This window comes from Shewanella aestuarii (assembly GCF_014647215.1).
GTDB classification, from domain to species: domain Bacteria; phylum Pseudomonadota; class Gammaproteobacteria; order Enterobacterales; family Shewanellaceae; genus Shewanella; species Shewanella aestuarii.
In genome coordinates this window covers 114,540-138,407 of the sequence record NZ_BMOT01000010.1, presented here as the reverse complement: position 1 = coordinate 138,407, position 23,868 = coordinate 114,540, and the positions used below count along the sequence as shown (strand labels likewise).

Below are 23,868 nucleotides of genomic sequence, written 5' to 3'. Positions count from 1 at the left end.
CCCTTTAATAATTTATCTAGCTCTATTCTATTAAAAATTCAGCAAAAAAAAACGATAATGACAAAACATTATCGTTTATTTTTAAAGTGCTTTTTATTTAAGCTGCACTCTGGATAAGATATTTACTAATACATTAATATTATGACAAATATACATTGCTATCCTGCAACCTGAAAATTACAGGGATAATCAAGGCAAATTGACTTGCAATCGCTGCTCTATTGTAACTAAATGCAACGCTGTTAGCGTTGCAAATTGCCACTGTAGATAGATTTGTTAATCAAAGTCTAGGTCACTTAGCCAGTTAAAGCATTGATTACCGTTCCCAATATGACTCTTCGAGGCTGTCTTCACGCTCAGGTAGGCCTCTAGATAATCTTGGACTGTGCTGAGCTAACACTTCATAGGCGACTCGGTTAGCGTACTTACATACTTGAGAAAATGACGAGTAACATAATCCATCTCGCTTGTGCTTACTTGAGCCAGGCACATTGGTTTTATGGTAATTGTTAGCCGATAAATCATGTAGCAAAGCCGATAAAGCACCATCACCAGCACCGTTGGTATTACGAATATAATCAGGGCCCCCCATGTAAGGTGCAATATGGGCATACACTTTGATCGGCTGTTCACAGTCAGCCTTTAACATGGGTCGAGAGAATTCATAACGGTTGAACTCAGGAATAGCGCCAGGTAACAATATGTGGCTGGTTTCGCGTTTAGCGCTATCTTCAGCATAACCTGCGGTGTATAACCCAATTGGCCCAGCGGTAGTTAACACCATATCGCACCATTCAAGCGCCGCTTCACTGGCCAATAGAGGGTCTTTAAAGCCTGTTAACGCCTCACCTTCATCTTCGTTCATCGCCAAAATAGTGACATGTTCTTTAATAAAGTTTTGCCACCAAATAGGGTCTTCTTGAATTAAAAAGCGTGTACCAAGCGTTAACACCACAGGTACCTCAGCAGCTTTAGCATATTCAATCGCTTGCATAGCAGCCGATGTCATGCCGTCACCATCACTGGCTCGCATTAAGTAGGCGGTGATCACCAATGCAGAGCTTTCTTGAACCACTTGCTGATTAATATAATGTGGCGTCAATTTATCCATTGAGCCTTTGCTGATCGCAAAAGTACGCTCGCCATCAGCTGAAATTAGCGTAAAGCAGCGACCAATAGGGCCATCAACGGGTTGTAAATAATTCAAATCTACTTTTGAAGAGGTATTGCACAGGTAACGGTAAGCATAGCTACCCACCATAATGTTCTGACTCATAACACCAAACAAAACTGAACGGTCATCAGCAAGTATCGAGTAGTTATGAACGGTATTACCAATGGTACCACCAGCAAACTCATCACTGATCATGTCATTTGATTTTAACTCGTTATAAAGGGTGTGCGCCCTTTCATCATCGATTAACGTTGAATTCCCTTTAGGTAATCCATAGCGCTCAAGCAACTCTTCAGCTACTTTAGCTTCGATGTCGACTAAGGTTTGGTCGATACCACATATGTAAGTAGGAAATGTTTGCGGCTGTTGAGTAAATTGCGCCAACAGCGGATCACGGTTACTTACAGGAAAATAATGCTTCGACTTACGTTGACCTGGAAACTTCATAATCGATTCTCATGAGTTTGCATCCATGCAGCGGAATAAAAATATTAGTTTAGTTTATATTTAATGCAATATTGCTTAAACATGCAGCTGCCATAGAAAAAAGGCGGCGAATAATAACATATTAACCTTATGAGATTAAATGACTTTTACCATAACGACTAGCCATAACCGGCTTGTTCTGTTCCGTGTTCAATCAACATCAATCTGACTGTTACTAATCACTCAAACAGCAAAATAGCAACTTGTCGTTATAAGTCGAATTTTTAAAGAGTTATTGACCATTTTGAAAACGTATTTGATTTCGCTAAGAAGATACTTAGCCGTTAAGCCAGATCATCAACAAAACCCATAAAGACTATTGTTCACTATTTAGGTCAATGCACTGCGAGTAACAGATAGGTAATATCTGATAACAAGAAGAACTGACGCATCAAGAACAGATCTGGTACAAGTGAATTAACAAATAAAAAGGGATCTGTATAAACAGATCCCTTTTTATTATCAGCCCAAACTAAGCTGGTTTTTTATTCACTGACAAAGTGATTACTTAAGTACCGCTGCCAATTGTTTACTTACGGCGGCAACACTTTGAGTACCATCAAATTTGTTGTATTCAGTACGGCCTTCTGCAGCCACTTTACCATAGTAGTCTACTAATGGCTTAGTTTGCTCATGATAGATACCTAAACGCTTACGTACCGTTGATTCTTCATCATCAGGACGAATAGCTAATTCTTCACCGGTAACATCATCTTTACCTTCCACTTTTGGTGGATTAAATACAACATGGTAAACACGACCTGAACCAGAATGCACACGACGACCGCTCATGCGCTTAACAATTTCTTCGTCTGGCACGTCAATCTCAATCACGTGATCAATTACAATGCCATTGGCTGCCATTGCATCTGCCTGCGGAATTGTACGAGGGAAACCATCAAGTAAGAAGCCTTTAGCACAGTCATCTTGTGCGATGCGTTCTTTCACTAAACCAATGATTAAGTCATCTGAAACTAGTTGGCCAGCATCCATAACCTTCTTGGCTTCTAAACCAAGTGGTGTTCCCGCTTTAACCGCAGCACGTAACATATCACCAGTAGAGATTTGTGGGATACCATATTGCTCCATAATAAATTGAGCTTGGGTACCTTTACCGGCACCTGGGGCACCTAATAAAATAATGCGCATCTCTAAAGTCCTCTTTTAAGATTATATTCTTTTTAGGGCGGCGATTTTCGCATATCTGCCGCACTATTCATAGTGGCAAACGCACTCCATTAGACCTATATCTAATAAGCGCAGCCCATTTGCAGGCAAGTCTGTTTAATACAACAAGGTATATAATTTACGGCGATATTGATTGGCTAAGGCATTGCCTTGCCCCATTGCGGTTAATATTTCCAAGAACACTTGTTTAACTTTGCCATCGGCTGCATGCAAATCTTTTTGTAAAAAACCAAAAAGTGTTTCTAATGCTTCGTCGTTACGCTGGGCTTTATTGAGCGCTTTAGCTAAATCAATTGATAATGAAATATCCGCAGGATTACTTTCAAGTTGTTGTTGAAGTTCACGAATTTCAGGAGTATCTGCAGCATCTTCAGCTAATGCGAGTTTAGCTTTTAAATTTTGATAATAGCTGTCTTGATCTGCCAGTCCAATTGCAGACAATAAGGTTTTTGCATCACCCAGTAGATTTAATTGTAAATACACATCCACGAGTACTAATTGTACCTGGGCAAGATTATCCGCTTGTAGCAGGATATCTTTAAGATCTGCACTCAGCTGAGTCAGTGTTTCTGTGGTTAACAATTCACTTTGTGCCAGCTGTGCTTTAACGTCTTCAAATGCTTGTAACCACATAGGTGGCAAATGCTTATCAAGTAAAGCTGTAACACTTGTGGTGTCTTGCACGCCTGCAAAGCCATCAATTGGACGACCTTTATCTAATACAAGCGTGGTGGGTAAACTTTGAATTTGAAAATATTGCGCAATCTCCATTTCCACTTCACAGTCTACCGATGCCAAAATAAACCGCCCTTTTTGTGCGGTGGCTAACTGGGTAAGAGTCTGCAGCATTTGCATGCTTTCTGGCTGTTGCAGGGCAAAAAAGGTTAGCACAACCATTTTTTCCATCGAGGTATCAACAACTTGCTGGATGTTTTCTTTAGTTAACGAAATGATATGTTCCATAGGTCCCCTTAAAGTGCAAAAAGCGGACATTTAGTCCGCTTTCATATCCGCTCAAGTGTTACTTAAAGCTCGACATCAACATTTGGTTCATTAATTTAATGAATGCCGATGGATCAGCCAAACTGCCTTTCTCTGAAAGTTGCGCTTGTTGTAACAACAAGTTAGACCAATCAGCAAACAGTTGCTCGTCTTGTTCGCTGTTCAAACGCTCAACTAAAGGATGCGTTGGATTGATTTCAAATGTTGGCTTAGAGTCAGGAACTGGCTGACCCGCTGCTTGCATTAATTTAATCATTTGGGTCGACATTTCGCCCTCGCCTGTAACCACACAGGCTGGGGTGTCTGTTAAGCGCGAAGTCACTTTCACATCAGAGACTTTACCATCAAGTGCTGCTTTAATGCGCTCAACTAAGCCTTTAGACTCTTCCGCCACTTTCTCTTGGGCTTGTTTGTCAGCTTCATCTTCTAATGAACCTAACTCTAAATCGCCTTTTGTCACTGAGTGCAGCTTTTTGTCTTTGTACTCGGTTAAATGGTTGATTAACCATTCATCGATACGTTCTGACATTAACAACACTTCAATGCCTTTTTTACGTAATAATTCAAGGTGTGGACTATTTACCGCAGCGTCATGGCTATCTGCCACTATGTAATAAATCTTTTCCTGACCTTCTTTCATGCGTTCAATGTAGGCATCTAACGACACAGTCGTTGCCGCGGTATTGTCTTGCGTCGAAGCAAAACGAAGAAGACTGGCAATACGTTCACGGTTAGCGAAGTCTTCAGCTGGGCCCTCTTTTAATACCTGACCAAACTCAGCCCAGAAAGCCTGATACTTTTCAGCATCATCTTTGGCTAACTTTTCAAGCATACCCAGTACACGTTTAGTTAATGCTGTACGCAAAGACTTGGTGACTTGGTTATCTTGTAAAATTTCACGCGATACGTTTAGTGGTAAATCTTTTGAGTCAATTAAGCCTTTTACGAAGCGTAAATAAGTCGGCATAAATTGCTCAGCATCATCCATAACAAACACGCGCTGAACAAACAATTTTAGTCCGTGTTTGTGATCACGGTTAAACAGGTCAAACGGCGCTTTAGATGGAATATACAATAAGCTAGTGTATTCCTGCTTACCTTCAACACGGTTATGTGACCACTTTAAAGCATCGCTATAGTCGTGAGAGATATGCTTATAAAACTCTTGATATTCATCATCAGAGATATCTGATTTATTACGGGTCCAAAGCGCTGTCGCTTTGTTCATCGGTTTCCAAAAGCCCTCAGTCGCGGGGATTTTCTCACCATCTGGGCCGTCTGACTCTGGAGTCCCTTCTTCAAACATTTGCACAGGAACTGAAATATGATCTGAATACTTAGTAATGATTGAACGTAAGCGGTAATCGTCAGCAAATTCTTTTTCTTCATCACGCAAATGCAAGGTGATTTCGGTGCCACGGGTATTTTTAGTGATGTTATCTACGCTAAATGAACCTTCACCTTCTGACTCCCACAATACGCCTTCATTTGCAGGTTTGCCTGCAGCACGAGTGCGCACAGTTACTTTTTTAGCAACGATAAATGCTGAGTAAAAACCTACACCAAATTGGCCAATTAATTGTGAGTCTTTAGATGCTTCACCAGATAAGTGGCTGAAAAATTCTTTAGTACCTGATTTAGCAATCGTACCTAAATGCTCAATCACACCGTCGCGGGTCATACCGATACCATTATCAGAAATAGTCACTGTGCCTTTTTCTGTGTCGGTGCTGATACGAACGCGCAAATCACCGTCACCTTCATATAAGGCATCATCAGTTAACGCTAAGTAACGTAATTTGTCGGCCGCATCGGCCGCATTTGAAACTAATTCACGTAAGAAAATCTCTTTGTTTGAATACAGAGAGTGGATCATCAAATGCAGTAATTGTTTAACTTCGGTTTGAAAACCATGTGTTTCTTGTTGTGACATGAATAATTCCCTTGATAGTACTTGAGGTATTACATAACAGTCACTTTATGCGGGGAACTTGATAACACCGCCAAAGCGACCACTCTAAAATGCTCTGATATACAAGAGATGGGGCTTAGAGAATACAATTCAAGGGGGCAATGTTTTTTTGGTGATTTTTTAAGCCATCTCCACTGATGGATGATGGCTTAAACATCAGCAACATGATTATAACTTTATGCGGCCATTAAACGATAACGCCAATGTTGTACTATCAACATATTCTAATTCGCCACCCACAGGCACGCCATGGGCGATACGGCTAATGACGACATTATGACGGCGAGCCATATCTGCAATGAAATGTGCGGTCGCATCACCTTCAACCGTTGGATTTGTGGCTAGGATAAGCTCCTGCACATCAGCGGAAGATAATTGTTGCTCTAACAAAGCCAGTCCTAACTCTTCAGGCCCAATGCCATCAAGTGGCGATAAATGGCCAAGTAATACGAAATAACGACCATTAAAGTGGCCACCAGCCTCAATAGCTAACACATCTGCCGGAGTTTCAACCACACAAATAACGTCAGCATTACCACGTTTATGGCTAGCACAAATAGGACACAAATCCTGTTCGGTAAAGGTGCGGCACCCTTGACAATGTCCAACCTCAGACATGGCTTTTTGTAATGATTCGGCAAGTTTGAGACCGGCTTTTCGTTCGCGCTCTAATAATTGAAAAGCCATGCGTTGTGCCGATTTTGGCCCTACACCGGGTAAAATTCGCAACGATTGAATAAGCTCATCGACCAAGGGGCTGAATTTCATATGTATAACAAACCTTCAAATCTAAATAGCATAAATATAAAGGGGATGATTATTCACTTTGTCATCTCAGATTGCAAAGCAGATTGTTAAAACAAACTTGTTAAAGTCGCGATAACATAGCGGGTGAGGCATTTTTGTAGCTAGTTCACCACAGCCTAGTGCAGCGTTCACTGACATAGACAAGGGACATTTAACTCTTTAGGCAAATGGCTAACTAAACAGGCAAATGGTTTAACTCCAACAACATATAACCACCAAATACTCAATAGCCTTAACGCTAACCAAACCACATGATCATTAAAAATCAGGAAGATAAAAGTATCTCCCTGATATTGCTTTATCCTGCTTTTAACAAATCACTGCAAGACTGATTTAATAATTGTCGGCAACGCCACATGCCTAATATTGACACCACTGCAGCGCCTGATAATGGCGCGATTATCCACCAAGGCCAGTGCATATAAACAACTAATTCAAACACCTGAGTTTTAAGCATATAAAGTGCAAACTCTGCCACGATGACCGCTAATAACCCAGCAATGGCGCCAAGTAATGCAAACTCTAATCCAGTTGCAGAACGTAACAACCAACCGGATGCGCCGAAGGTTCGTAGCACCGCCAGCTCGCGTTGCCTTGTTGCCATACCCGCTTCAGTTTGGGCAATTAACACCAACGCACTGGCCAGAAGCACAAGCGCCAAAACTAAACTGAGCGATAAAGACACTTGATCAATAATTTGTCTTAATTGCTCAACCATAGCCCCCACATCAATTACTGAAATAGTCGGAAATTGTTGAATTAATTGCAGTACTACCGCATTTGCACTCAATGGGCTACCCGCCGCTTTAAGCTTGTCATCATCTAAATGAAAACTGGCCATGGAAGTGTAATTAAACTTCTCAAGGGCGTTAGGTCTAAAAATCATGAAAAAGTTAGGCTGTAACGTTTCCCATTGCACATTTCTGATACTGGTAGCTTTAACCGTAAATGACTGATTATCTATATTGAAGGTCATGGTGTCATTTAACGCTAACCCAAGCCGCTCAGCGACACCTGACTCAACCGAGACTTCATCATCAGCCTGATTAAATGTCCCCTCTACAACCGGATTATTTGGCGGCAAAGTATCACGATAGGTTAAGTTTAACTCGCGAGAAATCCCTACCCGACCAGCCATGCCCGCATCTTGCTGCTCACCTGAGATTAACTCCTCGCCATTGATGTGGGTTAAGCGTCCACGGATAACCGGATATATTTCGGTTGCTGCAATTTGGTGTAGGTCCAAAAATTGCTGCAAAGGTTGGGTATCTTCAGGGGCAATATTAACCAAAAAGTAGTTAGGTGCATCTTCGGGTAACTGTTTTTGCCACTCATTGAGTAAATCTTGGCGCAAAGCCAATATGGTTAACAGTAATACCAGTGCGCTACTAAAGCCAACTAACTGAACCGCATTTTGTCTTGCTCTACGGCGAAGCCCAGCTAAGGCTAACTGCAATGGATTGGTGGTTTTCATGCCAACACTGTGACCCATACGGATCATCACAAACCCAAGAATACTCAGTAATAACCCCAGCAATAATACGGTAAGTACCACTGTCATGGTTAACGCTATGCTTCTTGAATATAGATAGCCCAACAATGCCATAGCAGCCAAACTGAGCATCAAATGCAGCCACATACCCAGCTGTAAACCTTCCAGTTGACGCTGCAATACCCGTAAAGGTGGAATCGCTAATAAGCGCATGAGTGGATATGCCGAAAACATAAAGGCACTGATTAACCCGGTCGACATTCCCAGTAAAAAGGGGCGTAAATACGGTGGCGAATAAGCCGCGATTTCGGGCGGTAAAAATTGGGTTATGGTTAAATCAAGTACTAAACCACCTAATAATCCCAGCACAATGCCAAGTAAGGTCACCAGCATCAAATGCAAACCAAACAGTAAACGAATTTGCTTAGCTGATGCGCCAAAGGTTTTTAGCATGGCCACCACATCATAATGGCGCTGGCAATAACGCTGGGCAGCAATACCAATTGCGGCGCAGGCTAAAGCGATACCCAGTAGACTGGCTAATAATAAAAAGCGTTCCGCGCGTTTTACCGCGGATGCAATCGGCGAATCACCTGACTGAACATCTACCCATCGCTGACTATTATTGAGCAAAGGCTTAACTTGTTGTTCAAACGCGGCTAGCGCATCTACATCACCAGTGAATTGATAAATATAACTGACCCGGCTACCAGGTTGAATAATGCCGGTTGCGTTAACATCATCAAGGCGCATGAGTAACACAGGCGCCGATGCAAAGGGATTAAAACCGCCGTCAGGTAATCGGCTAATTTCAGCCGATAAGGTTAAAATGCTATTACCTAATTCTAATGACTCTGGATAACCTAACAACCCGCCCAAACGATTTTCATACCAAGCTTCGCCTTGGGAAGGTAATGCAGACGCCTCCCCGCTCGATAATTCAATTTTCCCTTTTAACGGGTAAGCCTCTCCAACCGCTTTAATGGTCACTAATTGAAACTTATCTCCGGCATAAACCATAGAGTTAAATTGCATATTAGTAACATGTTTAAGGCTTAACTCATCGGCAATGGTCAATACTTTAGGATCAACCACCACAGGGGAATTGATGATACGATCTGCTGCAATAAAGGTTGCTGCCTCTCCGTTAATCGCAACTTGTAAGCGCTCACTGACTCGCGCTAACCCGCTAACCGATAACACGGCAAGGGTAATAGCTAATACAATGAGCAGTAACTGGCCCTGAGCTAATTCTCGTTTAAAAAGGCGCCATGCTAATTGCCACTCCATTAACTCATCTCCTCTGCCAATAAGGGTTGCTTAACGCTATGCGCTTGGCTATTTTTGGCTTCGGTAAGTTGACCACTGTCCATCACGAACTGGCGTTTGCAACGTTTTGCCAATTGTAAGTCATGGGTAACTAAAATGAGTGTGGTGTCGCTTTCTTGGTTTAACGCAAACAGCATATCGGCAATTTTATCGCCATTTACACTGTCTAAATTACCTGTTGGCTCGTCGGCAAAAAGTACCTTAGGCTCACAAATAAAGGCGCGCGCAATGGCCACTCTTTGTTGCTCACCACCAGATAATTGCTTAGGTAAATGGGTTAATCTATGACTTAACCCAACACGTTCAAGCATATTTTGTGCTTTTAGCTTGGCATCTTTCACACCCGCTAATTCAGCAGGCAACATGACATTCTCGAGGGCTGTTAAAGTATCAACTAACATAAATGATTGAAAAATGAAGCTGACTTTCTTTTTTCGCAGCGCTGCTTTTTGCTCTTCATTGAGACCAGACAACGCCGAGCCAGCTAATAAAATTTCACCCGATGTAGGCGTATCAAGTGCGGCAAGCAGCCCGAGTAACGTTGACTTGCCAGATCCTGACGGTCCTAAAATTGCAACACTGTCTCCTTGCTTGACATCCATGTTGATGCCCTTGAGGATAGTAAGCTCACCTTCTTGAGTTACCACTGTTTTTATGAGGTTAGTTACTGTAATGGCACTAGAGTCTTTAGCAAAATTTGACATAGGATCCTTCTTAACATTAGCGATTAAGCGCAGTCTTGCTACGTTAATTGTTGTTTTATCAATTTCTTCTTCCAGCTATGCTGCCACGATTTTGATACTAGGTGATAGCTTAAGTGCAGGATATGGTATGGAAGAAGAACAAGGTTGGGTACAATTGTTACGCAATGAGCTCCCTCAGCACACCATAATAAATGGCTCGGTTAGTGGTGAAACATCGGCTGGCGGAGCTAGACGTATCGCGGATTTACTCGCATCTAGCCAATTTGATTTAGTCGTCATTGAGCTCGGAGGTAATGATGGGCTACGAGGTTTCCCCCCCGCTCAATTGAAATCAAATCTTACAAAAATCATTGAAGCCTCACAGCAAACTGATGCAAAAGTGTTGCTCACCGAAGTGATGGTCCCCCCTAATTATGGACCTCGTTATAGCAAGATGTTTAATGACGTCTTTTATGAATTAGCCGACAGTTACAACATTCCACTGATCCCATTTTTCATGCAAGACATAGCGCCAAAACCATCGTTAATGCAAAGTGACGGAATTCACCCTAATGTTGAGGCTCAGCCAATCATTACGCAATGGATGAAACCCTGGATCATTGATGGGTTAAAAAAGTGATCTAGGTAAAATTTATTCAGCATAAAACCGTAAAAAAGTCATTTTATTTTAAGCTTTAACCTTTAGAATATGATGACAAGGAATAGTAGACACGTTTAACCAATAAACTAAAGATTAAAAACACAACTTATAACAAGACTTAATGTAAGACTAAAAGGAAAAATTATGTCCGTCAGTCGTCAAAAAAAAGTATACCTACCTACAGCAACACGTAAAAACCAATACATCTCGGTAGGATTCCCACTTACAGATGCCTTTTTAGCTAGCTATACAGATCTCGAAAATTGCTATTATGAATTTAGCAAACTTGTATATCAAGTAGCTGAGAAACATGACTTATTCAATGTCCACGTTATCGCAACAGATAAACTACCTATGGTACGTTTCCATAGTGAAGCCTATTGCTTATCTACCGAAGAACAACTGCGTTTTTTCTATAATCCTGCCCACCATGAAGCAAACCGTTTACACAGCATCAGTGGCTATCGAGCGAAAAAACTCAAGATTGTATTCCTAGCGACAGGCAGTGAATTACGCAGTAACTCCGCCACTTTCCACGCAAATGTGCAAAAATTCATGGCTGAAATTAAGCCTTTATTGCCTATTGCTGATATCCAAATGAAAGTACGCGATCATCAACACATTTCATATGATTTCTTCGCCAAAAACAAAGGCATTAAAGAAACCTATGGCTATAAATTACGTGCAGTTGATAACCGCTATAAACGTCGTGAATGTAACCTGCCAGAAGATGTCAGCACGCTGAATTATGTTACGGTAAGCATCCCTGTTGGTCGTCGTATCAAAAAGCAATTATTGTCTGAAAACACCACTAACTTTGGTCCTAGCTATCAAAATGTTGCCGACAAATTTATTGCCGCAACCAAAGAACGTCAACTTTTACGCGTGGCCATGGTGGCTAACGGCAAGGTGCCTTTAGTGCGTAACAGTAAATTTGAACGTTTAAACAGCACTGCTGAATTCCAAATGGTCGGTTTTGATCCAAATGCACAGGCCCCAGCGCCAATTCTACATTGGGAAGATGATAAGTTAGTTGAAGCTTTACGCTTTGTTATCGTTGCTGGTAAAAATGACTCGAATGATGAAGGCTTTGGTCGTTTCATGAACCAAGTTGAAGATGCCATTCGCAGCTTCACCAATGAATTTGATATCGACAAAGAACACATTGATGTAATTTTACGTTTCCATCAGCATTTAAGTTACAAGGCTTAAATAACAATATTTTTATCAAAACGTTAGACATGCGTTTCAAACGGTAGCTTAGGCTACCGTTTTTATTTTTAAAGCTAAAAAAGAACATGTTACAAAATTGTGGCCAGATTTCACATTGATTAACAATCCACAAACAAGGCATGTTGAACAGCATACGGAAAACCGTAGTGGTTTGCTCAATCAAACCAATATAAATAATAAAAAGCAGGAGATGCTATGTTCAACAAGAAATTGCCTTGGCTGATGCCAACATTAGTCGCTACAGCCGTAGGTATTGGGCTTACCGGTTGTGGTTCTGATGACGATACAACAGTAAATATCACCCCACCAGTCGTTCAACCGCCAACAGAAACCGGGCCAACCTTCCCTGAAGGTGCCATTATGGTTGAGGCGGGTGACAACCTGAGTATTAGTATTCAAGAAGCGTTAATTAATGCGCAATCGGGTGACGTCATCGTACTGCCCAAAGGTAACTTTAAAATCCAATCCACATTACTATTTGATGGCGACGTTGATGGTGATGGCACCTTTGCTAAAAATGTCACCATCATGGGTTATGGCATGAATGAAACCATCTTAGACTTCTCAGAAGCTAACTCAGGTGACGGTATATTCGTTCAAAATGCAGTGAACATTATCATCCAAGATTTGTCGGTTAACGAAGCTAAAAATAATGGCATAAAACTTAAAAATACCAATGGAATTATTTTGCGTCGCTTAGCCACTATTTGGGAAGGCGAACTGGACCAGGATAATGGCGCTTATGGGTTATATCCGGTTGAGTGTGAGAACATTCTCATTGAAGATACCTATGTGCGTGGCAGCGCCGATGCCGGTATTTATGTCGGCCAGTCTGAATACATTGTGGTACGTCGTAACATTGCCAAAGAGAACGTAGCCGGTATCGAAATTGAAAACTCTAAATACGCTGATGTCTATGACAATGAAGCTGTAGGTAATACGGGCGGTATTTTAGTGTTCGACTTACCGATCAACAATCACAGATACGGATCTAGCGTGCGTGTATTTAATAACAAAGTACATGATAACAACACCTTAAACTTTGCTAATGCTTCATCTAATCCTGCAGGTGTACATATTGTTCCGCCGGGTACTGGGGTGATTATTTTATCCACTGACAATGTTGAAGTGTTTAATAATGAAATCACTAATCACGATACACTGGGGCTAACTGTCACCAGTTTCTTCATTGCTGAACCTGATATTAGTAGTTTTGTCGGTAACTACGGTCAACCAGGACAAGCCATTAGTGATGGCTGGCGCCCAACCCCACGTAATATTCACATTCACGATAACCTCATTACTGATTACGGCTCAAAACCAAAAGGTTATCTGATAGATGATATTATCAAAGCCTATGTACTCACCCACGGAAAATTACCAGGCATTTTGTATGATGGCTTAGGAGAAGCACTATCAAATAATGGCACCGCGGCTTACCTTGGTTTACAAGAGTTACCCTTTGCAACGGATGGCAGCGATAACGTGTGTATCACTAATAATGGCGATGTCAGTGTAGGCCGCTTATTTGCAAACTCCAACAGTGACATGAACATTCCGGACACCCTTTATCAAGCGCCACAAACTGATTTATTAGCCTGTTCGCAGGTTAGCTTACCGGTTCATACGGTGACCTTTGGTGATGAGATCTTTGGTTGTGGTGTCGATGATGATACTGCGGGTTGTGATGGCGGTACCTTAGTTGGCGGAGGGGGAACGATTGGCGAAGGTGAAGGCGGTTTAGTGGGTGATGGTGATTTAAGCCTTTGTGAAGCTAAGGGAAGTAACGTTAATTGGGATGCGCTGCTTAAAGCAAACTGCCCTAACCTATCTGATTACAACTTATTTGCGGACATGAAAAATCCAACGGCGGCAGCTAACTCAGGTGGCTTACCCTATGATTTAAATACTCCGTTATTTACTGATCATGCCAGCAAGTATCGCTTTGTCTATGTGCCAGAGGGAACCAAAGCTGATTACAGCGCAAATGAGTCATTCGACTTCCCCGTAGGTAGCGTCATTACTAAGACCTTCGCATTACCTGATAATACCAATAATCGTGGTTTTGCCAATGAAGATTTAGTCGAAACACGATTATTAATTCATCGTGCAACAGGTTGGAGTGCCTTACCTTATGTGTGGAAATCAGACAAGTCTGATGCAGTTCTTGCTAAAGCTGGTGCTATTCAAGGTAAAAAAATCACCCATAAAGGAGAAGATTTAAACTTTGATTATGTTGTGCCTAGCATGAACCAGTGTAAACAATGTCACCAATTTAAAGCCGATTCTGACAGTAACGCAGTGTTTGTTCCTATCGGCCCTAAAGCACGTCATTTAAATCGTGATTACGCTTACGCTGATGGCACAATGAACCAATTATCTAAATGGCAAGCCGCCGGTATTTTACAAGGCGTCCCTGATTTAACTCAGGTTGACAGTGTGCCTCAATATCAAGATGGTGATGAAAGCAGTATTACCAACATGACAGATACACAATTAATGCAAGCCGCAAAAGGCTATTTAGATATTAACTGTGCCCACTGTCATCGTCCTGAAGGCAATGCGTCAAACACAGGCTTAAAGCTTGAATACTGGCGAGCCTATACTGACGATGCGGGATTCTCGCATGGTACTTGTAAATCACCTGTAGCTTATGGTGGTGGCAATTTAGGTTTTGATGTGGTTCCAGGCAAGCCTGCGGAATCTATTCTTCACTTCCGCATGGAAAGCAACAATCCAGGTGATCGTATGCCTGAAATTGGTCGAAGCTTGTCCCATCAAGAAGGGGTTGCATTGATCAGCGAGTGGATTAAACGCTTACCTGCCGCAAGCTGTTCTTAAATAACACATTTTATGACTGACACAAAGCCGGGGAAACCCGGCTTTGTTATGTGGAGGATCATATGGCAATACCTAACTCACCCTGCGCATCTTTAAACACTGGCCATTATCTTTGGATACTTGTGTTGATATTTTTAAGCTGTTTTAGTGGTTGTGGTGGAAACAGTGACACTAATTCACCACCCGTAACAGATATTCCGCCAGTGGTTTCGCCTCCCATTATCAATCCACCCACCACAGATGATGTGTGTAAAAGTCAAACCACTGAAGTAAATTGGCAAGCATTAATGAATAAAGATTGTGATGATTTAGCCGACTACAGTCTGTTTATCGACCCCAGCGTGCCAACAGCATCCCCAAGAACACCGGGACATTTATATCAGTTATCTACTGAACTTTTTTCTAACTATGCCAGTAAATACCGATTTTTGTTTATTCCACAGGGACTGTCATTCAATTACCAAGCCAATGAACGTATGACACCACCTGTAGGCTCTGTGTTAGTGAAAACCTTTGCCCTTCCGTACGACACAAGTCTAAGTGGCAGTGAAAACGAGATATTGATAGAAACACGGCTACTAATCCACAGAGAAACCGGCTGGACGGCATTGACATATCAGTGGAAAAATCAACAAGCCACATTACTGATTGCAGGTGCCAATATTGAACACCAAATGAATAATCAGGGTGAGGTCATTCAATTTGAATATCACATCCCAAGTAAGGCTGAATGCAAAATATGCCATCAAGTGACATCACCCCAAACCAGTCAAATAAAGCCCATAGGCCTGAAAGCATATGCGCTAAATAGAAATATTAAGCTTGCTAGCGGCCAAGAGGTTAATCAACTACAACTATTTGAAAATAAAGGATGGCTACAACAACTAAACTTAACTGACGCACCGCAATCATTTGCGCTTAACGAAAATAGCAAAGATTTAACCGCACGCGCAAAAGGCTATTTAGACATCAACTGTGCCCATTGCCATAACCCACAAGGTTTTGCCAGTATTTCAGGCCTGAGATTAAGCTTTGATGTTGACCACACCACCTTTGAATATGGTATTTGCAAACAGCCACCAGGATGGGATGGTGGCCCCAATGGCCTAGCTTACGACATAGTGCCCGGCAATGGTGAGCGTTCGATAATTCATGAAAGGCAGGTATTATCTTCGCCCAAAGATAGAATGCCGCCTATTGGCCGCGAGGTAATTCATGAAGAAGGTGCTGCGTTGATTAAGCGCTGGATTGACTCATTGCCCCCTAGCTTAGGAAATTGCCAATAAGCATTAAAACTGAAAATCCAGATGGATATGAACAAATCTGACCCTTGTGAGGGTTTGTTTGTGTCTACGAATTTAAGTCATTAGGAGAAAGCTGACGCAAACTTACTGCGCAATTTTAATATGAGTTTTACACGGTAATGAACCTCAGCACGGGATATAAATGCATCCATTATCTATGATACAACTGAAATTAAGACTTATCGGATACGTTTTGACGTAAAAAATATCCTGGAGGGTAACCTAACCAATGTTTAAAGCTTTGCCTAAAATGGCTAACATCACTGTATCCCATGATGTCAGCAATATCCTCAGCATGCATTTTATCTGACAAAATCATTTTTATTGCTAATTGGCATCGCACCTGATCGACTAATTTTTGATAACTACTGCCTGCAGAAGCTAGCTTTCGGCGTAAGCTTCGATCACTCATGTGCATCATTTCTGCCATTTCCAGCAAGGTTGGCACCTCAGGCATGGAACGACGTAATTGTTGTAAAACCGCTTCAATCAAAGAAGGTGTATGCGGACGTTGATTAGTCGAATTTTGCGGGTTAAACGCATAGTTTATCGGCAGTGATAACCAATCAATTTCAATGCTCCATTCAAAATAATTTTGTTCATAGCACACATTTGCACCGGTAAAATCAGCCAAAAAATGTTTGTTATCAACACCACTATCTTGCTGAAACTCAGCTAAATGTATATCACTTACCACAATGTGCTTGCCCGCTAATTGCCGTGCTAAACCAATTAATGAACAAATGCTATGCTGAAACTGAAATGAATACTTTGTAATGTCTGCTTTGCCCGTATTTAGCCAACGAACCCATAATTTATTACCATCGGCTCGAATAAGACTATCAGTAAAACTGCCGACTAACTCAGGATTCTTAACGACAAACTGTAAGCAATCACCCAAGGTGTCAAATTGATCTAGATACGGTATTAACACATCTAAGCTTTCGACTTGATAACTTGCACCTAACTTAGCCCCCATGTCATGGGAGCTATGCATGCGAAGTGACTCTAACGCAAAATCGACCTGCCATACATAAACAAATTGACTAGCGGCTAATTCAACCATTCCTACCCCAATTTGTTGGCAAATGGTTTGCACCAAGCCATCACCTAGCTCTTGCTGGATGAACAGTAACAAATTGCGTAATTCAAAGGCCGGGTAACATTGATCTCCGACCATGAGGTTTGGGTTATAGCCGCCTTGTTTAAGCATATTTGACCTTAGAGCACCCGATTAAACTCAGCCAGTTTGTTAACGACACTCGATACCGAAAGTGATGCTCCATGGGCTATTTTATCAGCCAGTTTTTTTCTCATTTGGTATTTCAATTTAAAAACTTGATGCTCTTTGGCCAATGAAAGCACCACATCATCACTGGTGGCAATTTCATCTACCAAGCCCAAATCAAGAGCCTGTTTACCATACCAGTGTTCACCGGTTGCCACTTTTTCTAAATCTAGCTCAGGGCGATAATGACTAACAAATTGCTTAAATAGCACGTGGGTTTCTTCTAACTCTTGTTGGAACTTTTCACGCCCCTCATCGGTGTTTTCACCAAACACGGTTAAGGTGCGCTTGAAATTACCTGCAGTATGTTGTTCATAATCGATTTCATGCTTTTTCAGTAAACGGCTAAAGTTGGGCAATTGGGCAACCACACCAATAGAGCCAACAATGGCAAAGGGCGCGGCAATAATCTTATTAGCAACACAGGCCATCATGTAGCCACCACTGGCGGCAACTTTGTCAATACATACAGTAAAAGGAATATCGGCTTGACGCAGACGATCTAGTTGGCTTGACGCGAGACCATAGCCATGCACCATTCCACCACCACTTTCTACATTGATCAACACTTGATCGCCTTTTTCTGCAATCGTTAAAATAGCGGTAATTTCTTCACGTAAAGATGCCACTTCACCAGCATCAATACTGCCTTTAAAATCGATGACATACACTTTACTAGGTGATTTGTCTTCTTTCTCTGCGATTTTTTCTGCTGCTTTGACTTCCTTTTCATAAGCTTTCAGCTGCTTTTTAGACAAAATCTCATGCTTTAAATCATGCTTTAATTGCTTTAGCTCATCCGTTAAATCAGTAAGCTTAAGCTCGCCTTTATCTGTTTTATTTTTCATGCCACTGGCTACAACCACAATCACCACTGCCACAATCGCAATAACTATGGTTACCGCTTTAGCGAGAAACATACCGTATTCAATTAAAAAGTCCAAAATTCACTCCGCAAAAAAATAATAACTTAGTTTACCAATATCCATTGATAAGCAAACAATAAAAAACCCAGCTTATGCTGGGTTCTTAAACAATTAGAACATTAAATTGTTATGATTAGTTACAACTTTGGATCACATCGCTATCGGATACCACAACTGTCGCACTACCTAAAGCCGCAGAGCGAGCAAACATTGCCACCTGCGATTGCATTTCAGCAGTCGCTTGTGCAGCCATGCCATCAGTTGCCGAAGTTTCTCTTGGGCTAACAATCGAACTGTGATGTCCTTTAGAGAATCTTACTGCACCAGAACCCGCTGCAGTTGAGTCAACACAGGCTAATTTTAATGATGAGATCAATGGCTCAGTACCTGATAGTGGGAAACCTTCCACCGAATTAGGTAATGTTTGGTCTGGTAAGTTACCCGCGCCATCACCAACCACTTCGATTAAGTGAACAGGTAAGCCTGTTGCCGCTAACTTAGCACCGTGGTTCACAGGATCTGCACTATCAACTGCCGTTTGCACCGCAAAGGCGAAAGTCGGTAAAAACTCAGCATAAACAGCTTGCACCAGCGCGTCGTACTCAGGGGTTCCCTCTTCATAACCAGGAACCTTATTAGCAGCATTAACCAAAGCCATGAAAGTGTCTGACTTACTTATGTTATCAAACAATACTGGACCAAAAGTTGCTGAACCAGCAAAGGCACCCGCTAAACCACCCGCTGGAGCCACTAACGATGAAGCCGTTAAACCATAAGCATTAGGTAATTGAGTACCTGATGCAGGGTCAACTAAACCTGAACTGGCATAGGTAGAGAATGTTGTTCCAACAATACCGCCTAAGCTTAATCCCTGAGCACTGATTTTACTGATGTCAAATACTTGCTGACCGCCCGCTTGTGCAATTTGCGAGTACATACCCGTTAATAACAAACGCAAGGCTAAATGGTCCATTGTCGCCTGGCGGAAGTTATCACGCACCGATAATGTGCTTGCAATGTTGACAAATACTAATGGATTACCATTTTTAAATTTATTGGTATCACCTACTACCGCACCATAAGCTGGATCAGTAGCTGAAATAATATATGCTCCAGTACCATCGTTGCCAAATGAACGTGCGCCATGCAATGGCATATCAATCGCAATCGTTGCAATCCCCATCGCAGCATAAGAGCCAGCATAAGCTAACGCCATCTCTTTACCACCACCTAGACCATGCAAAGCAATGTTGGTTGGCCAGCCATTGGTTGGCGGAATAAAGTTCAAACCTTGAGTTGCTTGGAATGCTGCTACTTTTTGAGCATTAGGCATAGCAATCAATACAGGAACCGTTTCATAACTCATGATTTTTGGAATCGGGTTAAACTTAGTTAAATGTTTAGTCGGATCAGCACTTGTGCCGTCATCTAACTTCCAAGGATAACCGGCTAGTAACGCTGGATTAGCAAGCGCGGCACTTGGGTCAATGCCAAAACCAATAGCTTGTTGAGCAAAGTTTGCTTGGCCTAACTTGCCTGACTGAAGCGCCAATAACACTGATACTGGGCTATCACCTTGAGCAAACCAGCGACCATTGATTAATGGCTCAAACTCAGGACTTAAGCAACCCGTTGATGAACAGCTACCATAAATTGGAACTTTAATTGCTGCGGTATAGACATCGGCTAAACTTGACACCACATATGCAGCGCCGTCTGCTGGCGTTAATCCGGCCGCTTGGGCAACAGTAACAACACCACCAGCACCATTTGGCATTGGCGTCGGAGTTTGCACAAATGATGGCTTGTAAGGATCTTTACCCGCCATCAGTAATTTAGTTGTTTCATATACATCTTTTACTGATTGAGTCGTAAACAAGCCAGAGAAACTGATTGATGCAGGGTCAACACCATGTTCTGCCGCCATGCCTTTTTCATAGCTATTCACTAATCCTTGAAGCTGTAACTGCGCAGCCGTTTCTAGAGGGTTTACGTCAATATCTAACTTTAACAAACCATAAGTGGTTGATGGTGCAATACCACGACCCAATGAGTCCTGAATAAGATCAGTTGTTGCATAAAGATATGATTGACCCGCTTTAAGGGGTTTAAGTGGCACAATAGCCACTTTATTACCTGAAGCTTTAGAAACAAAGTCGACGCCGAAGGTAAGCTCGTTGCCGACCTTACATGCTGAGACAGATGCTGCAGCCTTACATTCAGGGTCACTGGATAATGCGCCGCCGACAGTAGCTTCAAAGACTCTCACTGCGCCAGGTTGAAACACTGATGCAGCATCAAGAGTAAGCATAGTACCGTCGGTATCTTTGGCTAATTCTACGGTAACAGTAATAGGCGAAGTGGTTGACCAACCATCAAGTGCCCCCAAGGCTAATTGAGGATTAACATAATCAATACCATTTTCACCAGGAATATTTAACGTACCATCAGTGGTACCGCTAAAGAGTAAATCGTTTGGTAATGGAAGTTTGCCATTGGCAGGATCAAACTGCATATGAGACACAGGCACTAAAGGAGTGGCACTTTCTTTAGCTTCATTAAAGCTTTCTTCCGAACAACCTGTTAGCCCTAGAGCAGATGCAATAGCAACACCCAAAATGAGTCTTTTCATCTTTTTTCCCCAAATCTTGTTGTAATAATTTTGTTTTCCCCAAAAATTGGTCACAATAGTCCAATCATGACCATAAGGACTTATTTTAGCCCTTAGCTAGTTTCAAGTTAACGTAAAATTATAGAGTTAGCTACAAGTTTATTACACCCTGTTGACTGTTTAGCATACAAATATCAGTCATTTGTTTAAAACAGTCGTTTACCTTTTGTTCGATTGTAGATTTGACGGGCAGTTGTGTCCCAAGGAATTAATGAATCATGTTGGAATATCAAGCTAGAAAAGATTTGCTTAATAATAAAACAATATTAGTCACTGGCGCAGGTGATGGCATTGGTCGCGCTGCAGCGTTAGCTTACGCGCAGCATGGTGCGACTGTTATTTTATTGGGAAAAACCGTTAAAAAACTTGAAAAAGTCTATGATGATATCGTGGCTTTAGGTGCGCCGAAACCCGCTATTGTGCCATTAGATCTAAAAGGTGCGACAGAACAAAACTATGTCGATATGGCTGAAACCATTGCTGAGCAATTTGGGCAACTAGATGGGTTATTACACAATGCTTCACAATTAGGTGCTCTGGGTCCTTTTGAGCACATTGATTTGGCTTCGCTTGAAGAAATTATGAAAGTGAATGTCACATCACAGGCTATTTTAACAAAAGCCTTATTACCGGTTATGCGTAAAGCGGCAAACGCTTCAATCATCTTCACCTCTAGTGGCGTAGGTAGAAAAGGTCGTGCTTATTGGGGTCCTTATGCATTTTCTAAATTTGCCACCGAAGGCATGATGCAAGTACTTGCTGATGAGTGCGATAACACAAATGTTCGGGTAAACAGTATTAACCCTGGCGCGACACAAACCGAAATGCGCGCAAAAGCTTATCCAGCTGAAGATCCGCAATCATTAAAGTCGCCTGCTGATATTATGCCAACCTACTTGTTTTTAATGGGTGATGACTCTATCAGTACCAACGGCCAGGCTTTAAACGCGCAATAACTCAAAAACGTTTAATGAAAAAGGAAGCAGATGCTTCCTTTTTTAATCTAACGAGTAACCTCTTTTGAGGATAATTAATTTATTTGAAACAGATCTTAATAAGACAAACACGAATAAACTGACTTGCAACAAGTTAGCTTTTGCTAACTGCGTAACCCACATTTTTTTGCAGTCAGAACTTGAGCACTCCTTATTGAAAAGTCGTTTATTCATCTTTTCACCCTAGTTGAGGTAAACCAAGGTTAAATTTCCAATCTATCTGCATTTTGCTCTAATAACTTCTCACCAATGCCACTGACTTCCATTAGCTGTTTTACATCTTTAAATTGACCATTTTTATTTCGATATTCGATGATAGATTTCGCTTTAGCTTCACCGATCCCTTTTAATGATTGTAATTCAGCTAAATCAGCTTTGTTAATATTCACTTTAGATGTGATATCAGATGTCGTTTCCATCGCTTTGGGACTAACTTGTTTTACCTGTGTTTCTTGCGCTGCATATAAGTTGGTGTGAACAAATGACATTAATCCTATCGCCATCACTGCACATATACTAAAAGGTGATAATTTCATCTTAATTCTCCTATATCCTAATCAGAGCCAATTGCCGACTTCCCTATTCCCTGGCGGGGCTCATTAATCTATCTCGTCATTGAGATAGATATTAAGACTAGACTTTGATTAAAAAAACTACAAAAAAATCACCTTAATTTATCGCACTTTTTGCTTTTCACCATCTGATTTTAACACTTTGGACTGATTGATGACGTCTGCAGTTAATCCTTTTATCTCAGACAACAAGTGTTGATGGATCTGACTTAATTTGGGTTTATTCTTTTGATTAAACTTAATTGGCCGACATAAAGCCATGGCTTGGTAACCTAATCTAGCAGTCAGTAATCCCCCGCCCAAACCTTGTGCGACTCTGGCGGATAACTTGCCTGCCATTTCAACAGACAAGAGTTGAGTGCCTAAATCAGTGGCAACCTCAGCTGTACCTGCATAAATAATATTGACAATAATTGAACGAATGAGCTTTATACGGCTCCAGTAACCCAACTCGATACCGTAAACCTTGGCAATTTTTGAAATCATGGCTTGATTTCGCCATAAAATTAACGCCATATCTAATGCTGCTAATGGGCTAGCGGCTAACAATAACGCCGACTCTGCGGAAAATCGACTAACGTATTTTTTAGCGAGTTCATCTCGTTCAGATAATACCAGCTCATCAAATAGCATCACTTTTTCAGCATCGTTATGTTCAGCACTAACTTGAGACAAATATGTACGCTTAGCCTGGCTATCAGGATAATGCTCAAGTAATGACTGAATAAATGGTCCAGCTTCACCAATTTGCATACTGTCAGCTAAACGGTTGGCGGTATCTTGATCTGCAGTTACCTGCTTAAGTGCTGCAAGTTTTCGCCACTCTTTTATAGCAATAACGCTTAGCCAAGTGGTCAATACACCTAGCACAAGTGCATAAAAACCAAACAAATACGGGCTTTGCTCAAAAGCACTCAATAAACCTGTCACTGTCTGAACAATAATTAACAGTCCCACTGAAATAAATGATAATTTCGCCAGTAATGACCATCTCTTGGGTTGCTTAGATTCTTTTAGCACTTCATCGAGTACGCTATGTGGCAGCTGTGATTGAAGATCATCAGCAGATGTTACCGTTGCTTGTGCCAACTCATCAATAAAGTCAGCTTCATTGAAAGATTGCGCTGGTTTTAACTGCTGTGGCAAAGGACACTCTGGGGCGACTGTTTTATCATCGGCACCTTGTGCTTCAGAAAAAACTTGCGCCGGCTTAATATTGTGATTTTGCATAATGTTACTCAATT

The 23,868-nt window shown here is 41.6% G+C and carries 17 protein-coding genes; 5 read left to right on the top strand and 12 right to left on the bottom strand.

Features of this window, described 5'->3' with window-relative positions:
* Positions 1-316: 316 nt before the first annotated feature.
* The 7 genes from IEY03_RS14375 to IEY03_RS14345 all read right to left on the bottom strand — a co-directional run bounded on the left by IEY03_RS14375 (position 317) and on the right by IEY03_RS14345 (position 10,154).
* Positions 317-1,621, bottom strand: a complete 1,305-nt coding sequence (locus IEY03_RS14375; protein WP_188842917.1) for an inosine/guanosine kinase — start codon at positions 1,619-1,621, stop codon at positions 317-319.
* A gap of 543 nt (positions 1,622-2,164) precedes the next feature.
* A complete protein-coding gene (gene adk / locus IEY03_RS14370; protein ID WP_188842916.1) occupies positions 2,165-2,809 on the bottom strand; it encodes an adenylate kinase in 645 nt (214 codons plus the stop codon).
* A gap of 135 nt (positions 2,810-2,944) precedes the next feature.
* Complete coding sequence (locus tag IEY03_RS14365; RefSeq protein ID WP_188842914.1) at positions 2,945-3,811, bottom strand: tetratricopeptide repeat protein; 867 nt, start codon at positions 3,809-3,811, stop codon at positions 2,945-2,947.
* A 58-nt stretch (positions 3,812-3,869) separates the two neighbouring features.
* Positions 3,870-5,783: a molecular chaperone HtpG gene (htpG, locus tag IEY03_RS14360; RefSeq protein ID WP_188842912.1), complete on the bottom strand. Its 1,914-nt coding sequence runs from the start codon at positions 5,781-5,783 to the stop codon at positions 3,870-3,872.
* Positions 5,784-5,990: 207 nt separating this feature from the next.
* Positions 5,991-6,590: a recombination mediator RecR gene (gene recR, locus IEY03_RS14355; protein WP_188842910.1), complete on the bottom strand. Its 600-nt coding sequence runs from the start codon at positions 6,588-6,590 to the stop codon at positions 5,991-5,993.
* Positions 6,591-6,927: 337 nt separating this feature from the next.
* Positions 6,928-9,411 carry an ABC transporter permease gene (locus IEY03_RS14350; protein ID WP_188842908.1) on the bottom strand — a complete coding sequence of 828 codons (2,484 nt, stop codon included), beginning with the start codon at positions 9,409-9,411 and terminating at the stop codon, positions 6,928-6,930.
* Complete coding sequence (locus IEY03_RS14345; RefSeq protein WP_188842906.1) at positions 9,411-10,154, bottom strand: ABC transporter ATP-binding protein; 744 nt, start codon at positions 10,152-10,154, stop codon at positions 9,411-9,413. The genes IEY03_RS14350 and IEY03_RS14345 overlap by 1 nt, the downstream gene beginning before the upstream one ends.
* A gap of 61 nt (positions 10,155-10,215) precedes the next feature.
* Between IEY03_RS14345 and IEY03_RS14340 the strand changes: the two genes are divergently transcribed.
* The 4 genes from IEY03_RS14340 to IEY03_RS14325 all read left to right on the top strand — a co-directional run bounded on the left by IEY03_RS14340 (position 10,216) and on the right by IEY03_RS14325 (position 16,154).
* Positions 10,216-10,773: an arylesterase gene (locus tag IEY03_RS14340; RefSeq protein WP_229778348.1), complete on the top strand. Its 558-nt coding sequence runs from the start codon at positions 10,216-10,218 to the stop codon at positions 10,771-10,773.
* Positions 10,774-10,938: 165 nt separating this feature from the next.
* The gene (locus IEY03_RS14335; protein ID WP_188842901.1) at positions 10,939-12,006 is read left to right on the top strand and encodes a DUF3083 family protein; all 1,068 of its coding nucleotides are present in this window, start codon (positions 10,939-10,941) and stop codon (positions 12,004-12,006) included.
* 216 nt (positions 12,007-12,222) lie between these two features.
* Positions 12,223-14,868: a parallel beta-helix domain-containing protein gene (locus IEY03_RS14330; protein ID WP_188842899.1), complete on the top strand. Its 2,646-nt coding sequence runs from the start codon at positions 12,223-12,225 to the stop codon at positions 14,866-14,868.
* A 62-nt stretch (positions 14,869-14,930) separates the two neighbouring features.
* Entirely contained in the window at positions 14,931-16,154 is a 1,224-nt protein-coding gene (locus IEY03_RS14325; RefSeq protein WP_188842897.1) for an SO2930 family diheme c-type cytochrome, read from the top strand.
* Positions 16,155-16,344: 190 nt separating this feature from the next.
* Here the strand turns inward: IEY03_RS14325 and IEY03_RS14320 are convergent, their stop codons facing one another.
* The 3 genes from IEY03_RS14320 to IEY03_RS14310 all read right to left on the bottom strand — a co-directional run bounded on the left by IEY03_RS14320 (position 16,345) and on the right by IEY03_RS14310 (position 21,018).
* Entirely contained in the window at positions 16,345-17,385 is a 1,041-nt protein-coding gene (locus IEY03_RS14320) for a helix-turn-helix domain-containing protein (protein ID WP_188842895.1), read from the bottom strand.
* 8 nt (positions 17,386-17,393) lie between these two features.
* Complete coding sequence (gene sohB / locus IEY03_RS14315) at positions 17,394-18,404, bottom strand: protease SohB (RefSeq protein WP_188842893.1); 1,011 nt, start codon at positions 18,402-18,404, stop codon at positions 17,394-17,396.
* A 115-nt stretch (positions 18,405-18,519) separates the two neighbouring features.
* Complete coding sequence (locus IEY03_RS14310; RefSeq protein ID WP_188842891.1) at positions 18,520-21,018, bottom strand: VolA/Pla-1 family phospholipase; 2,499 nt, start codon at positions 21,016-21,018, stop codon at positions 18,520-18,522.
* Positions 21,019-21,275: 257 nt separating this feature from the next.
* Between IEY03_RS14310 and IEY03_RS14305 the strand changes: the two genes are divergently transcribed.
* Positions 21,276-22,013, top strand: a complete 738-nt coding sequence (locus tag IEY03_RS14305) for a YciK family oxidoreductase (RefSeq protein WP_188842889.1) — start codon at positions 21,276-21,278, stop codon at positions 22,011-22,013.
* A 242-nt stretch (positions 22,014-22,255) separates the two neighbouring features.
* On the opposite strand, the gene IEY03_RS14300 is transcribed toward IEY03_RS14305, so the two are convergent.
* Entirely contained in the window at positions 22,256-22,588 is a 333-nt protein-coding gene (locus tag IEY03_RS14300) for a ComEA family DNA-binding protein (protein ID WP_188842887.1), read from the bottom strand.
* 138 nt (positions 22,589-22,726) lie between these two features.
* On the bottom strand, positions 22,727-23,854 hold the full coding sequence (locus tag IEY03_RS14295) for a TIGR01620 family protein (protein ID WP_188842885.1): 1,128 nt from the start codon (positions 23,852-23,854) through the stop codon (positions 22,727-22,729).
* Between the last annotated feature and the right edge of the window lie 14 nt (positions 23,855-23,868).

Coding starts and splice junctions, on each gene's coding strand:
- IEY03_RS14375 (WP_188842917.1), bottom strand. CDS start 1,621: ATGAAGTTTCCAGGTCAACGTAAGTCGAAGCATTATTTTCCTGTAAGT.
- adk (WP_188842916.1), bottom strand. CDS start 2,809: ATGCGCATTATTTTATTAGGTGCCCCAGGTGCCGGTAAAGGTACCCAA.
- IEY03_RS14365 (WP_188842914.1), bottom strand. CDS start 3,811: ATGGAACATATCATTTCGTTAACTAAAGAAAACATCCAGCAAGTTGTT.
- htpG (WP_188842912.1), bottom strand. CDS start 5,783: ATGTCACAACAAGAAACACATGGTTTTCAAACCGAAGTTAAACAATTA.
- recR (WP_188842910.1), bottom strand. CDS start 6,590: ATGAAATTCAGCCCCTTGGTCGATGAGCTTATTCAATCGTTGCGAATT.
- IEY03_RS14350 (WP_188842908.1), bottom strand. CDS start 9,411: ATGGAGTGGCAATTAGCATGGCGCCTTTTTAAACGAGAATTAGCTCAG.
- IEY03_RS14345 (WP_188842906.1), bottom strand. CDS start 10,154: ATGTCAAATTTTGCTAAAGACTCTAGTGCCATTACAGTAACTAACCTC.
- IEY03_RS14335 (WP_188842901.1), top strand. CDS start 10,939: ATGTCCGTCAGTCGTCAAAAAAAAGTATACCTACCTACAGCAACACGT.
- IEY03_RS14330 (WP_188842899.1), top strand. CDS start 12,223: ATGTTCAACAAGAAATTGCCTTGGCTGATGCCAACATTAGTCGCTACA.
- IEY03_RS14325 (WP_188842897.1), top strand. CDS start 14,931: ATGGCAATACCTAACTCACCCTGCGCATCTTTAAACACTGGCCATTAT.
- IEY03_RS14320 (WP_188842895.1), bottom strand. CDS start 17,385: ATGCTTAAACAAGGCGGCTATAACCCAAACCTCATGGTCGGAGATCAA.
- IEY03_RS14310 (WP_188842891.1), bottom strand. CDS start 21,018: ATGAAAAGACTCATTTTGGGTGTTGCTATTGCATCTGCTCTAGGGCTA.
- IEY03_RS14305 (WP_188842889.1), top strand. CDS start 21,276: ATGTTGGAATATCAAGCTAGAAAAGATTTGCTTAATAATAAAACAATA.
- IEY03_RS14300 (WP_188842887.1), bottom strand. CDS start 22,588: ATGAAATTATCACCTTTTAGTATATGTGCAGTGATGGCGATAGGATTA.
- IEY03_RS14295 (WP_188842885.1), bottom strand. CDS start 23,854: ATGCAAAATCACAATATTAAGCCGGCGCAAGTTTTTTCTGAAGCACAA.